Here is a 13,504-nt window from a genome sequence, read left to right on the forward strand (position 1 = left end):
CGGTGCCCGCCGAGCACCGGATCGTCCCGGACGGCTGCGCCGACGGTCCAGCAGGAACCGTGCGTCAGCCAACAGGCGGTGGCTCCGGCCGGTTCCGGACGGGCCAGTGGTCACCCCATTCCTCCGCCGTGACGGCGAGCGCGGGACGGCCCCCGCCGGCTCCAGCTCGTGCAGGCAGTCCCGGAACCCCACGGCGGGCGGCGGGCGGCGGCTCGAAGGAGTACGCCGGCACGACGTAGCGGGCATCGTTGGTGCGGTCGCCGTCGATCCGCAGCCAGCCGCACGGATCCGGGACCTCGCGGTGCATCAGGGCGGGTACGTCCTCACCCCGGCCCTCGTGACGGCGCGAACCCGCGGCGAGGAAGACGTACGGTTCCTCCGGCAGCCGCAGGGCCGCCGCGTTCCACGGCTGCGGCGGCCCCGCTAGGCTCCCGCGTCGCCTCGGGGACAACGGCCCGGTTCCCCCGCTGGGGTTGGCAATGCCTTGCCGCCACTCGCGAGCGCGCCGTCGCACAGCCCAAACCCTGAGGCCCTCAATCGACGACCATCGCTTCGCCTGGCCACGGAACCGACCAAGATCCGGGCCAGTAGCGGGCCAGCACCGGACCACCGAGGACAGGCACCGTCATTTTGCCTCGTCAGGAGCGGTGTGGCGTGTGTACCACCAGTACACGAAGAACATTCTTTGTAGCTACTCCCCCAAGAAACTTGGATTCTTCTAGAGCCATGAAGTTGGGTGCCTGGAAGGGACGTTGCCCCCTCCAGGCATCCAGCACATCAGGCACATGTGGACATCATGCGAATACTGTACGTAACCAATGGTCCATTCAAGGGCATCTCCCGGACCAGTCACGGTCCAGAACGGCGTACTCCAGTCGCACACGCCCACAGCTACTCAAAGCTGATCCTTCAGGAAGTGGAGGGCTGGCTGCTGCCGCCCGCCGAGATGGACGAGATGCTCACCATGCCCCCCGCTCCGCCGCATGGAGCTCCCCTATGCCCGAGAGCCCCTTGATGCTCCGGCGCGGACGCCTTCGCCTGCCTCACCTCACTTGCCTGACCTGCCATCAGAACCTCCTCGACTGCACGATCGAGCCGACGCGAGGATCAAGACGCCGACCGCAAGCCCCGGTTCCCCATCGGCTGAAAAGTCCATCTCTGTACGGGCGCCGGGTCATCCTCAAGTGCTGAACGGCCGTCGGAGACTCCTCAGCGAGACGTACGCCGACCCCGGACCGGCGCTCTGACCATCGGCACTGCCTCTGTCGTTCATGCAGAGCGTCCGGCCTCCCAGGCAGGGCAGCGCCCCGGCGATCGACGCGCCGACGACCGGCTCCTTCCCAGAGCCTCCGCACCCCTGTCACCGCCGCCATCGCCACCGCCTGCACCTACGCTCCCCAGCAGATGACGCCGCAGTGGCCGGACTTCGCGAGACAACCGAGGAGTGTCGATCAGTGCGTTCGGAGGGCAACACCGCTATCCGGGACCTACCGTTGATGTGCGCTGGATACTTGGGAGTGTGCGATGGACCCTGAACTGGCAGCACTGGCATCGTCTGCCGCGACGGCACTGATCGCCGCGTGGACGACAGACGCATGGACGAGCGTGAAGGAGAGGCTCTCGCGGCTTCTGGGCCGCGGTGACGACATGCGAACAGCCGTTGCCGACGCTGAACTCGTTGCCCTTCGAGGTTCGTTGGTGAGAGCGGTGGAGTCTGGTGAGCCTGCGCGGGTTGCCGAGGCTGAGAGGCAATGGCACAGGCGCCTCACAGACCTCCTGCGCGATGAACCGGCTGCCGCCGCTGACCTTCGAGCCGTTCTCGATGAACTCGAAGGTCAGGCCGCCTCTGGTGAGAGGCCTTTCGCTGGAGATCACGTGGAGATCCATGGCAACACGTTCCATGGCCCTGTCCAGGTAAAGGGAATCCAGCACAACCACGGGTGAAGGACGATGATGACCGGCGAGGGGGACACGTTCGATGTTCACGGAAGCCACTTTCGCGGGCCGTCCCAGCTGAGCGGGACTCAGAACAACTACTTCACCTCCGAGGGGGCTGCCTCTCCCACAGCCGGCGACTGGATCCCGGTCACACGCGCCGATCCACTGGCGTTGGGTGTGCACCATCCGCGGCAGATCGAAGGCCAATCGACGCTGCCGACTTACGTGATGAGGGACGTGGACGCGACGGTCCGTTCCCACATGTTCGCAATGCGCCAGAGTGGCGGCTTCATGGTGCTGACCGGCGACTCGACGGCAGGCAAGACACGATGTGCCTTCGAGTCGATGCAGAGCGAGCTTCCCGACTACCGTGTCTGGGCTCCCCCACGCCGTGCCGACCTCCGCGGCCTGACCGGGTCATCTGCCAGGGCGACGAGCGGCCTCGTGCTCTGGCTGGACGATCTCGAAGACTACGTACGTGAGGATGGCCTGGATCCGACACTCCTGGCTGGCCTGATGCGGCAGCGGGTGGTCGTGCTGGCCACCCTGAGGGATGAGTTCGTCGATCGGTTTCAGCGTCAACGCCTCGCCCTGAGCCGAGTCGAGCCGAACCTGCGATTCGCGGACCACCTCGGAGCCCGCCTGTTGAACATGGGCGAACAGGTACCGCTCGAGCGGCTGTGGAGTGCTGCGGAACTACGCCGCGCCGCAGAGGCGAACGACCCAGGACTGGACGATGCCCTCGCCCATCACGACGCCTACGGCATTCCGGAGTATCTGGCCGCGGGCCCCGCCCTCCTGCAAGAGATGCGCCGGGCAGGCAGAGCCGGAGGACAACCCCGAGGCTACGCGTTCGTCAAAGCCGCCATCGACCTCTGCAGGGCAGGCATGGACGAAGTGCCGCTGGCAGCGCTGCAGGAACTGCACGTCACCTATCTCGCCGCAGTGCCCGGGGCACGTCCGGAGAGCGCCACAGATGCGATGTCCTGGGCAACGCGCATCCGTTATGGCGCGACAGCCATGCTCAACCCCGCCGATGTCACGTCCGACTCGTGGAAGCCATTCGACTACCTACTCGACGCCGCCCACCGTGAGGACCCCGAACTTCCCTTGCCTCGAGCGGCATGGGCCGTTGCGAGGAAGTACGCGCGGAGCGACTTCCATCTCTTCGTCATGGGGCTGCTCGCAGCCGTCTACGACGAGTACGCCATCGCAGAAGACATCTGGCGCCCCCTCGCGGAAGCGGGGCACGCGGACTCCTGCTTCCGTCTCGCCATTCTGCGTGCGCGCAACGGCCACCGGGCTGAAAGCGAACTGCTGTTGTCCCGAGCCGCTGATCTCGGACATGAAGACGCTCCCTACGGCCTGGGCCTGCTGCTTCGGGACCAGGGCCGGACGCAGGAGTGCGCCGTCCAGTGGCAGCGCGCCGCACAGGACGGCCACGCAGAGGCCGCCTACAGCCTCAGCGCACTCCTCCACGAGGAAGGACGCCTGGCCGAGGCGGAGTTGTGGCTGCGGCACGCCGCCGACCTCGAGCAGAGCGAGGCCCTCTACACCCTGGGCCTCCTTCTCGCCCAGCGGAAGCAGTACAAGGAAGCCGAGTTCTGGGCCCGACATGCCGTGGCAAGGCGTGTGGATAAGGCCGACGAACTCCTGGAGTTCACGTTGCAGATCCAGGAGACGTTGAGGGCCGTCGAGGATCTTCGCGAGGAAGCGCAGGCCGGAAACACCGATGCCGCCTTTGTGCTCGGCGAGCTGCTCCTGGGCCTTGACGAGCAGAAGGAGGCCGAGACCTGGTGGCATCGCGCTGCACGCGACGGCCATCCCGAGGCCGCGATGAGGGTCGGACTCACACTGGGCGTCCTCCGGGGGAAGCCCGCAGAGGGAGAGCCCTGGCTTCGCCTGGCGGCAGCGACAGGCAGGGCAGACGCGATGTATCAGTTGGGGCTCAACCTGGGGATGCAGAAGCGGGTGCGTGAGGCTGACGACATGATGCGGCAGGCTGCCCGTGCCGGGCACCCGGACGCTGCTGAATACGTGCATCGGATCAGGTAGCAACCCCTCAATCCGCGCTGCAGCGCAGGCCCTCTACGGCACGGGGCAGGAAGGGTGACGACTCCCGGGGAAAGGTGAGGGCCGTGGGTGGCTTGACGTCGAGCGGCGACATACGGATCGGGCCCACCCCGGGGCGCGTTCCCGATGAGTGCGGCTCGCAGCACCCCCGCCGCGACAAAGATCCGGACCATTCCCGGACCACGACTCTCACCGAGAGCCCGGCAATGTTGTTTGCTCCTGGTCAAACGGGTCGCACTTCCTGTACCACCAGCAGACCAAGAACCTCCTGGTCAGCTACTCCCCGAAGAAGCTCGGCTTCTTCTAGGCCCACGAGAAGCGGCGCCTTGGGCGAGGCGCGGTGGTACCCCCCGTGGGTCCTGGCGCTGTCGACGCGGGTAACGGCTACGCGGCGCTGACGGCGGCAGGTGGCGGCGCATGCGTCGCCGCCTGCCGCCGCCGGACCAACGGGCTCCCCACGCCTGTCGATCTTGACCGCACCCGGTGAAGGTGAGCCGCAGACCGCTTTCTAGGCTGGCCCCATGTCCGACGAGTCACCTCTCATCCGTAGCCTGCGGGCCGCTGTCGCCGCCGCTCCCGAAGACGTGCCGCTGCGGCTGCACTTCACCGAACTGCTCCTCGCGGAGGGGAGGCACGACGAGGCCGTCACGCAAGCCGCGGTCGCGCTGCAGCACGCGCCGGGCGACGAAGCCGTACGGGACCTGATGGTCCGCGCCATGCAACTGCCCACGGTCGGCACGCGCCCCCCCGCCTTCGACTGGGCCGCCGCCGAGCAGGAAGTCGCCGGCGTCGTCGGCCCCCGCTTCGCCTCCGGCTCCACCGATCCCACTGACCCCGCCGACGCGGGCCACGCCACCGAGGCCCCCCTGACCACGGATGGCGGGGGCGACCCGGCCGATGCGTCCGCCTGGGACATCGACGCCCCCGGAGACGTAAGCCTCGCCGACGTCGGCGGCATGCAGCAGGTCAAGGACCGGCTCGAAGCAGCCTTCCTCGCCCCGATGCGCAACCCCGAACTCCGCAAGCTGTACGGCAAGTCGCTGCGCGGCGGCCTGCTCCTCTACGGCCCGCCCGGCTGCGGCAAGACGTTCATCGCGCGGGCCGTCGCCGGCGAGCTCGGTGCCGGATTCATGTCGGTCTCGCTCTCCGACATCCTCGACATGTACATCGGCACCTCGGAGAAGAACGTCCACGACATCTTCGAGGCCGCCCGCCGCCAGGCGCCCTGCGTGGTCTTCCTCGACGAGCTGGACGCGCTCGGCGCCAAGCGCTCGCGCATGCACCACAGCGGTCTGCGCAACGTCGTCAACCAGCTCCTCACCGAGCTCGACGGCATCAACGCCGCACGGAACGAAGGCGTCTTCGTGCTCGCCGCGACCAACGTCCCCTGGGACGTGGACCTCGCCCTGCGCCGCCCCGGCCGCCTGGACCGCACCCTGCTCGTGCTGCCGCCCGACGCCCCGGCCCGGGAGTCGATCCTCCGCTACCACCTGCGCGAGCGCCCCATCGAGTCCGTCGATCTCGGCAAGATCGTCAAGGTCACCGAGGACTTCTCGGGTGCCGACCTCGCCCATCTCTGCGAGAGCGCGGCCGAGTACGCGCTCCTGGACTCCGCCCGTTCCGGCACCGTCCGCATGATCGGCACCAGGGACCTCCTGAACGCGGCCAAGCAGATCAAGCCGTCCAGCGAATCCTGGTTCGCGTCCGCCCGCAACGTCGCCATGTTCGCCAACGACGGCGGCATCTACGACGACCTGGTCACCTACCTGAAGAAGAAGCGCAAGCTGTGACGACACACCCACAGGTCCAACGGGCCCGGATGCTCTACGAGATGATGCGCCCGGAGGAGGCGCGCGAAGCGGTCGGCCGCCGCCTCGCCGAGGACCCCGACGACCACCAGGCGTGGAGCCTGCTCGGCCAGTGCCAGCTGACCCTGGGCCGGTACTCCGAGGCCTTCGCCGCCGCGCTGGAGTCCCTGCGGCTCGAACCGGGCTTCCTCGATGCGCACTTCGTCCGCGGCTACGCCCTGCGCCACCTGGGCCGGCTCGAGGAGGCGGAGGCGGCGCAGCGCTTGGCGATCCGCATCGATCCGTATGCCTGGGGCCCCCGACGGCAGCTCGCCGAGCTGCTGTTGGAACTGGCCCCGGACCGCCCGGAGGAGGCGCTCGAGCACGCCGAGGTCGCGGTGCGGGAGGGACCGGAGGAGACCTACACGTGGGCGACCATGCACAAGGTCGCCACGTTCCACGAGCGGACAGAGCTGGCCGACGAGGCCATCCGGCAGATCCTCCGCGTCGACCCCACGCACACCCTCGCCGTCACCGTGTCCACCGAGCGCGAGGCCGCCAAGGCCGGCACCTCCGCCGCCCGGGCCGCCGAACTGTACGCGGGTGGGCTCGCGGCCGCACCGCACTCCGACGCGCTCCGCAAGGACCTCGACAGGGCCGTCTACCGGATGCTCCGCGGCACCCGATGGCTCGCCCTGCTCTGCCTGGTCATGGCCGCCGTCACCGTCGACGTCTTCCCCGCCGGGGGCGAGGCCAAGGAGCTGCCCGTCCATCTCGGCACCCGGCTGTGGGCGCTCACCCTGATGGCCGCGGTGTGGGGCTTCGGCGCCTGGCGCCGCTACCGGCGGCTGCGGACCGGGGCACAGCTCACCGTGTTCACGCTCGTGCGCCGCTCGTTCTGGCCCAGGGTCGTGCTCGGCCAGGCCACCTGGGCCACCCTGTGCGCGCTGTTGCTCGTCGCTCTTCCGTGGAGCGAGCGCACCGTCCCTCAGGTCCTGTTCTGGCTGGCACTCGTACCGAACCTGCTCAGCATCACCCACGACCGGGACAAGGTCTGATGAGCCGGGCCCTGCAACAGGCCGACGCCCTCTTCGACCTGGGGCGCCACGAGCAGGCCGCCGCACTCGCCGCCCAGCACCTCGCCGGCGCCCCCGACGACGCCGCCGCACTCGTGCTGCTCGCCCGCTGCCGGCACGGCCTCGGCGACGAACGGCAGGCGCTCACCACCGTCGAACACGCCCTGCGCGTCGCACCCGAGTCGGTGAGCGCCCGGCTGGTGCACACCCACGTCCTACTCGCCCTGAAGGAGCACAAGCAGGCCGAGGAATCCGCCCGGCGCGCCGTCGAACTCGCCCCGCAGTTCTGGGCGAGCCACTACACCCTCGGCATCGTCCTCGACCGCGGCCGCCGCAGGAAGCGCAAGCGGGCCGCATACGAGTCGGCCCGCACGGCCGTCGCCCTCGACCCGGAGGAGAGCGACGCGTACGTCCTCCTCGGCCTGACCGCCCACCACACCGGCAACCACCGCGTCGCCCGGCAGGCCTACGAGACGGCGCTGCGCCTCAACCCGGACAGCAGCGCGGCCCACAACAACCTCTCGCTGCTCCATCTGCACCGCCATTGGCTCCGTCCCGGCTCGTGGACCCGGGCCGCCGAGGGCTTCGTCCGGGCCGCCGCCCTCGACCTGGACGACCGCCATGCCCGCTACAACCTGGAGAACATGGCCTGGGAAACGTTGATGGGCTCCCGCTGGGTGGCCTTCGCCGGAAGCCTCGCGGTGGCGTTGGGCTCTGCACACCTGCGGGCGGGCGCCGCCGGCACCGACGCCCTCGTCACCTACCTGGCGTGCGCGGCCGTGCTCGTCGGCGGCTGGGGAGGCTGGCTGCTGTGGCAGGCCCGGCGGGTCCCGCCCCACCTGCGCCGCCCCCTCCTCCTGGTGGCGCGCGGCTGCCGGGAGGTCCTCGGGGTGGCGCTCCCCATCGCGCTGCTCATCGTCCACGCGGCCTTGGCGCTGGTGCTGTGGCGCAGCGCCCTGTTCTCCGCTCTGGCGATGCCGCTGGTCTTCTTCGCGCTCGTCATGTCCGTGGTCGGCCACACCGCCCTCCAGCAGCGCGCGCCGAAGCAGTAGGAGGCAACCCCGTGGACGCCTTCGGCGACGCCGCCCACTCCACCGGCGACGCCCGCCGGCCCCTGGAACGGGCGCGGCACCGGCTGCTCCTCAGGCCCGCCGCGCCCGCAACCTCCGCCGACTGATCGACCTCGGACCAACCGCACCGGCGGTGCCGGCGCCTCGGCCTGATGCCGTCGCATCGGCGCGGGCGATCACGGTGCCGTCGTCGTGCTCGAGGATCAGCCTTCGGCCCGCCAGGGTGAGCGTGAGTTGCTGCGGGGGGATGGTCGGCTGCGGCCCCATCGGACGACGCAGACCCTTGTCGCAGGCCCGGTGGATCTGCAGCGCGACTGACTCACCGTTCTAGAGCCGTACCGGCGTCGGCCGGTGCGATGGCAGCCCGGCGGCTCACCCTCAATGCGGACGTCGGGCAAGTCATCCCGGTCACGCGCGTTCGGCCGGCCCGCGGCCCGGCGGGTTCCGGTTCGGCGAGAGCGAGGCTGGTCCGGTCGAGCGGGCGTACTCGGTGGGAGTCTGACCGTAGTGCTTCTTGAAGGCTCGGGTGAAGTGACTGCCGTCCGCGAACTGCCAGTGTGCGGCGAGTTCCGAAATGCTCAGGCGCCCTGACGGCGAGACAAGGGCGAGCCGGGCCTCATGCAGTCGCCGGTGGCGGATGTAGGTGCTCACCTGCTCACCCACCGCGGCGAATGCCCGGTGCAGCGTACGGACGGAGACGTTGAGTTCACGCGCGAGCATCGCCGGAGAAAGTTCGGGATCGGCGAGCCGACGGTCCGCGAGGTCCTTGGCCGCCTGGGTGAGCGCGGGAGCCAACCGGGGTTCCACGTCGTCGAACCGGCCCTTCACCACCGCCTTGGTCAGCTCGATCAGGGTGCCTTGGGCAGCTTCCACACCGGCCGGGCCGAGGTCGGCCACGGTCATGTGAATCATGTCTGCAAGGGCCGTCAGCAAGCGCATCTCTGCCGAGTCCGCCGGCCCGGTGACGACCCGGTTCCCGAGCAGAGGTCTGAGCTCGCCGGGGGGCAGGACGAGGAACTTCGCCGTGAGGTGCGCCGTCGTCTCGAAGGCCGTCAGGCGCCCGAGGTGCCGGACGAGGAACTGCCCGGCAGACACGGTCCGGTCGCCGTGACCGGACGGGCCTCCCAGAGTCCATGCGCCGCTCCGCACGACGTACATGGCAAACAGATCCTGATCGCCGCCCGGGACGTCCGCGGTCCGGGTTGCCGACGCGGCGTGGAGATCGGCGATCGCCGCGCCGTGCACCTTGGCAACGTTGCCCTTGACCCGGAAGTCACCGATCGTGTCCGGGCTGAAGGCCGGCAGTTGGAAGACATCGTCGCCGACCTGCGTCTGCCACCCGCGCCGGAAAACGTCGAGTCCCCGCGGTGCGGAGTCCGGGGCGGTCGAGTCCACTGCGAACGCTCCGCGCGCGCCGTCGACCTCCGCTCCAGTACCGTGCATCCCTCTGCGATCCTCTCGTCTTCATTGCTTCAACGCCGTCCTGTGGTGATCGTGTTCCGCAGGACGCCGCCATGACCCATGTGGACACCGTGCCAATCTTCCTATGGACGGCTCGCATTGCAGCGCCCGAGAGGCAGAGCTGATGCTTCTGGTTCGGCGAGATGAGCTGATCACCCGAGTACGCGCCGCGGTCGTCGGTTCGCCCCCGTTCCGTGGCCGGCGCGCAGTTCGCGGTGTGGGCCGATGGCGTCGGCCATGCCCAGGCAGGTGCTGCCCGGGCCATGCCGATCGTGCTTGCACATCCGTCTCGGCCCAGATCAGCCCGTCGCGATCGTGTCCCACCGGGAACCCATCCGTGCCGGTGCCGGCTGCGGTCACCTGCGGCTTGTGCGGCTCGACGGTCAGCGGGCGATCGAGATCGCGAAGGGGGCGAATCCCCTGGACCGGATCACGTGGGGCACGAAGAGGATGGCGGCCTCTGTGGCGCGGGCGGTCCGGATCCCGCCGAGGTCGGTGATCCACTCCTTGTGCCAGCCGAGGTCGGTGAGCAGTTCGCCGACCGTCTGCTTGGCCAGCGGGTCCTCGCCGGAGAGGAACGCGGTCGGCGCCTGGGTGAGCGTGGCCGGTGCGGTCATCACCGGGAAGAGCATGGTGTTGAGGGTTTTCACGACCTGTGTTTCGGGGAGCGCTGCCTGGAGTTGCTCGGCGAGGCTGGAACCGGGGTAAATGAGGTCGGCGGGCAGTCCGTCGGGTCCGTCGACCGTGGCGTTGGAGACGTCCACGAGGATCTTGCCGTGCAGCTCTTCGCGCAGGGCGGCGAGGCGTTCCAGGGAGCCGGCGCCCGGGGTGGCGTTGATGACGATCCGGGCCGCCCGGGCGGCGTCGGCGGCGGCCCCCTGCGCGCGGTCCGCGACGGTCACCTCGTGCCCTGCCCGGATGAGGGCTGTGGCCAGGTTGCCGCCGACGCGGCCGTTTCCGAGAACTGCGATCGTGGTCATGATGTTCTGGTCCTTGCGTGGGTGCGGGTTGTGGTGTGCGGGGTCAGCGGGAGAGCGTGGTGACGGCTTCGGCGTGGACGCCGGGCGCGGCGGCCAGGAAGCTCTCGCTCTGCGGGGTCCAGGGGCGGCCCTCGGCGTCGGAGATCCGTCCGCCGGCCTCGGTGACGAGCAGCGCCCCGGGCAGCAGGTCCGCGCGGGCACCGGCGAACTGCCAGAAGGCGTCGATCCGGCCGGCGGCCACGTTCGTGAGGTGCAGGGTCGCCGGTACGGCGGTGCGGACGACGAGCGCGTCGAAGAGCATCGCGGTGATCGAGGAGCCGACGCGCCGTACGACCGTCTCGTCCTCGTCCGGCCGGGCCTGGCTGGTGGCCACGATGCTCAGGGCGAGGTCCGCGGTCGGGGAGACGTGCAGCGGCCGGCCGTCTAGGTAGGCGCCCGCGCCGGTGAGGGCGGTGTAGGTCTCGCCGGTCAGCGGCAGGTGGACCACGCTGAGCACCGGCCGGTTCTCCCGCACGAGGGTGGCCGTCACCGCCCAGTCCGGCAGGGCGTGCAGGTGGTTGACGTTGCCTTCGGCAGGGTCCACGACCCACCATTCGCCGCTCGGCAGCGCCCCGCCGTCCAGCTCGTCCTCCACCCAGCCGGCCTCCGGGCGCAGGCTCGTGAGGCGGGGGCGCAGGATGTCCAGGGCCGTGTCGTCGTTTGCGGCGAGCGCACGCATCAGCTCGTCACGGGTCTCGTAGCGGACCACATCGCCGAAACGCTCGCGCAGCGCCGCACCGGCGGCGCGCACGGCGGTCGCGGTGCGGTCGAGCAGGTCGGCGTCGGAGGTGACGACGTCAGTGGCCTGAAGCGTTTCGGACATGGTGGTGCTCCTGTCTGAGGAGGGGTGATGAGGCCGGTCGGGGCCGTGTTCGACGCACGACGGGGGGATGAAGCGCGTTGTGGAAGCGCCGTGGGCGCGGAAGAAGGCTCAGTCGAGCAGTTCGGCAGCCCGTTCGGCGATGGCGTAGACGGTCGCGTTGGTGTTGGCCGAGGGGATGGACGGCATCACCGAGGCGTCGGCGACCCGCAGCCCGGCGATCCCATGTACGCGAAGGTTCGCGGGATCGACGACGGCATCGGCGTCGGTTCCCATGCGACAGGTGCCGGTGAAGTGGAAGTAGGGGCCGGTAGCCTTGCGGATGAACTCTTCCACGGATTCGCCGCTCGTCTCGGAGCCCGGCACCGCCTCCTGCTTGCGCCAGTCGGCGAACGCGTCGGCTTCGCCGATGCGGCGTGCCATTGCCAGGCCCTTGCGCATGACCGCCAGGTCACGGTCGTCGCTCAGGTAGCCCGGGTCGACGACGGGAGCACTGGCGGGATGGGCGTCCGCCAGGCGCACGGTGCCGCTGCTGTGCGGAGCCATCGCGGAGAAGGCTATGGAGTAGCCGTTGGCCGGCTGCCGGCCCCATGCCGACGGGAGCGGTGCGGCGACGATGTAGACCTGAAGGTCCGGCCGGGCCGCGGCGGGGTCGCTGTACAGCAGGCCCATCATTTCGGCCGGTGGGTTGGCAGGAACGAACGGTACGGGCCGGCGGGCCTCGTACACCACTGCCGCCATCGGATGGTCCTGCAGATGGGATCCCACTCCCGGCAGGTCGGCGACGACGCCGATGCCGTGGTCGCCGAGGTGTCGTGCCGGGCCGATCCCCGACAGCATCAGGAGGTGCGCGGAACCGATGGCCCCCGCGGTCAATATGACCTCGGCGCTCTCGACGGACAGGTGCTCGCCGCCCACGGTGTACTCGACGCCGGTGCAGCGGCCCGCGGTGATGCGCAGCCGCTGTACGGTCGCGTCCGTGACGACGTCCAGGTTCGGCCGGTCGAGGAACGGACGGATGTAGGCGTCGGCCGCGCTCTGGCGGGCGCCGCCGGGCAGATTCATGTCACTCCACCCGAACCCGGTCTCCAGCCCGCTGCCGATGTCATCGGCGCGTGTGAACCCGGCCTGCACCGCGGCGTCGACGCCCGCCGTGGCCAGGGGATGGGGTTCCGCAACCGGGGCGACCACGACCGGCCCGTCCGTGCCCCGCACGGAGGCATCACGACTGCGAGTGCTCTCGCTGCGGCGGAAATAGGGCAGCAGATCGTCGAAACCCCAGCCCGGAGCACCGAGTCCGGGCCATTCGTCGTACGCGGAACGGTGCCCCCGCAGGTGGTAGAGGCCGTTGATGCTCGACGATCCGCCGAGCGCCTTACCGCGCAGCACGTCAGCGGCCCTGCCTGTACCGGCCTGCACGGTCGAGGCGCCCAGCCAGAGGGATGACGGGTCGAACCCCAGGAACCCCCAAGGAGATGCCATCACCTCGGTCGCGTCCCCGGCTCCCGCCTCCAGCAACAGCACCCGCACGCCCGGGCGTTCCGAAAGCCGGGAGGCGATCACGCACCCCGCTGTCCCCGCTCCCACAACGACATGGTCATAAGGACTCTGGCCCATCATGTCTCCGCTTCCCACGGCAGCACTTTCCGACCACCGGGTTTCAGGAAAAGGCTCCTCGACGATCGAAGAGCCGATTGCTTGCATGTACTCAAGGGGCCGAGAAGTCGGGATGGTTCTCGTCAGGTCGGCCCTGTACCTCGCTCGGCCGCCTCCGAGCTCGGCGCGCAGAAGGCGTGGAACCGGCTGATCAGCCGCGAGCGGGCTCCAGTTGTCCTTGGTGCGTACCCATCCCGGAACAGCCCGGGTTTTCCATCTGCCGTCGAATCCTAGGAATACCGACACGGCGCGTACTTGAACCTCCGCGACGTTCGTTCGGAACCTCAGCGCCATACGAGTGGCGAGAGGGCGTCCACCGGGGACAGATCGCGGCAGGGAGCCCCGCACGGTGGCCGCTCCCCGATGCCCTCACCGTCGCGGACCAGCTCCGGACCAGCCCAGACCAAGGGGGCGCATCGACTGACGTTTCCGCTGGTCAGCGTGGGTGCCGTCGCTGTACCACCAGGAGACGAAGAACGTTTTAGTCAGTTACTCCCCCAAGAAGCTGGGATTCTTCTAGAGAAGTGAAGTCCTGCGCCGGGACCGGGCGTTGCGTCTCTTGCCGCAACTCAGCAAAGTCACTCCAGGTAATCAAGTTGCTACC

Annotated in this window: 10 protein-coding genes; 5 read left to right on the forward strand and 5 right to left on the reverse strand. The window is 69.5% G+C overall.

All coding sequences use genetic code 11. The annotated features are described in order from the left end of the window. Positions 1-64: 64 nt before the first annotated feature. Complete coding sequence (locus tag ACZ5WG_RS06435) at positions 65-451, reverse strand: hypothetical protein (RefSeq protein WP_468721081.1); 387 nt, start codon at positions 449-451, stop codon at positions 65-67. A 1,073-nt stretch (positions 452-1,524) separates the two neighbouring features. Here ACZ5WG_RS06435 and ACZ5WG_RS06440 point away from each other — a divergent pair. The 5 genes from ACZ5WG_RS06440 to ACZ5WG_RS06460 all read left to right on the forward strand — a co-directional run bounded on the left by ACZ5WG_RS06440 (position 1,525) and on the right by ACZ5WG_RS06460 (position 7,926). Then, positions 1,525-1,944, forward strand: coding sequence for a hypothetical protein (locus ACZ5WG_RS06440; protein WP_468721083.1), 420 nt, complete (start codon positions 1,525-1,527; stop codon positions 1,942-1,944). A 6-nt stretch (positions 1,945-1,950) separates the two neighbouring features. After that, positions 1,951-3,993: a tetratricopeptide repeat protein gene (locus ACZ5WG_RS06445; protein WP_468721085.1), complete on the forward strand. Its 2,043-nt coding sequence runs from the start codon at positions 1,951-1,953 to the stop codon at positions 3,991-3,993. 539 nt (positions 3,994-4,532) lie between these two features. Next, the gene (locus tag ACZ5WG_RS06450) at positions 4,533-5,801 is read left to right on the forward strand and encodes an AAA family ATPase (RefSeq protein ID WP_468721086.1); all 1,269 of its coding nucleotides are present in this window, start codon (positions 4,533-4,535) and stop codon (positions 5,799-5,801) included. Then, positions 5,798-6,856, forward strand: a complete 1,059-nt coding sequence (locus ACZ5WG_RS06455) for a tetratricopeptide repeat protein (RefSeq protein ID WP_468721088.1) — start codon at positions 5,798-5,800, stop codon at positions 6,854-6,856. The genes ACZ5WG_RS06450 and ACZ5WG_RS06455 overlap by 4 nt, the downstream gene beginning before the upstream one ends. Beyond that, entirely contained in the window at positions 6,856-7,926 is a 1,071-nt protein-coding gene (locus ACZ5WG_RS06460; protein WP_468721090.1) for a tetratricopeptide repeat protein, read from the forward strand. The genes ACZ5WG_RS06455 and ACZ5WG_RS06460 overlap by 1 nt, the downstream gene beginning before the upstream one ends. 426 nt (positions 7,927-8,352) lie before the next feature. On the opposite strand, the gene ACZ5WG_RS06465 is transcribed toward ACZ5WG_RS06460, so the two are convergent. The 4 genes from ACZ5WG_RS06465 to ACZ5WG_RS06480 all read right to left on the reverse strand — a co-directional run bounded on the left by ACZ5WG_RS06465 (position 8,353) and on the right by ACZ5WG_RS06480 (position 12,861). Beyond that, complete coding sequence (locus ACZ5WG_RS06465; RefSeq protein WP_468721091.1) at positions 8,353-9,339, reverse strand: helix-turn-helix domain-containing protein; 987 nt, start codon at positions 9,337-9,339, stop codon at positions 8,353-8,355. Between the two features lie 449 nt (positions 9,340-9,788). Further along, positions 9,789-10,385, reverse strand: coding sequence for an NADPH-dependent F420 reductase (locus tag ACZ5WG_RS06470; protein WP_468721093.1), 597 nt, complete (start codon positions 10,383-10,385; stop codon positions 9,789-9,791). Positions 10,386-10,428: 43 nt separating this feature from the next. After that, positions 10,429-11,247: an inositol monophosphatase family protein gene (locus ACZ5WG_RS06475; RefSeq protein ID WP_468721095.1), complete on the reverse strand. Its 819-nt coding sequence runs from the start codon at positions 11,245-11,247 to the stop codon at positions 10,429-10,431. Between the two features lie 108 nt (positions 11,248-11,355). Beyond that, positions 11,356-12,861 (reverse strand): GMC family oxidoreductase, encoded by a 1,506-nt coding sequence (locus ACZ5WG_RS06480; RefSeq protein ID WP_468721462.1) that lies wholly within the window; start codon positions 12,859-12,861, stop codon positions 11,356-11,358. Between the last annotated feature and the right edge of the window lie 643 nt (positions 12,862-13,504).

This window comes from Streptomyces sp. NPDC032745 (assembly GCF_055579465.1).

What these genes read in the sequence shown, in the direction of transcription:
- ACZ5WG_RS06440 (WP_468721083.1), top strand. Translation starts at nt 1,525, where the DNA reads ATGGACCCTGAACTGGCAGCACTGGCATCGTCTGCCGCGACGGCACTG.
- ACZ5WG_RS06445 (WP_468721085.1), top strand. Translation starts at nt 1,951, where the DNA reads ATGATGACCGGCGAGGGGGACACGTTCGATGTTCACGGAAGCCACTTT.
- ACZ5WG_RS06450 (WP_468721086.1), top strand. Translation starts at nt 4,533, where the DNA reads ATGTCCGACGAGTCACCTCTCATCCGTAGCCTGCGGGCCGCTGTCGCC.
- ACZ5WG_RS06460 (WP_468721090.1), top strand. Translation starts at nt 6,856, where the DNA reads ATGAGCCGGGCCCTGCAACAGGCCGACGCCCTCTTCGACCTGGGGCGC.
- ACZ5WG_RS06470 (WP_468721093.1), bottom strand. Translation starts at nt 10,385, where the DNA reads ATGACCACGATCGCAGTTCTCGGAAACGGCCGCGTCGGCGGCAACCTG.
- ACZ5WG_RS06475 (WP_468721095.1), bottom strand. Translation starts at nt 11,247, where the DNA reads ATGTCCGAAACGCTTCAGGCCACTGACGTCGTCACCTCCGACGCCGAC.
- ACZ5WG_RS06480 (WP_468721462.1), bottom strand. Translation starts at nt 12,861, where the DNA reads ATGGGCCAGAGTCCTTATGACCATGTCGTTGTGGGAGCGGGGACAGCG.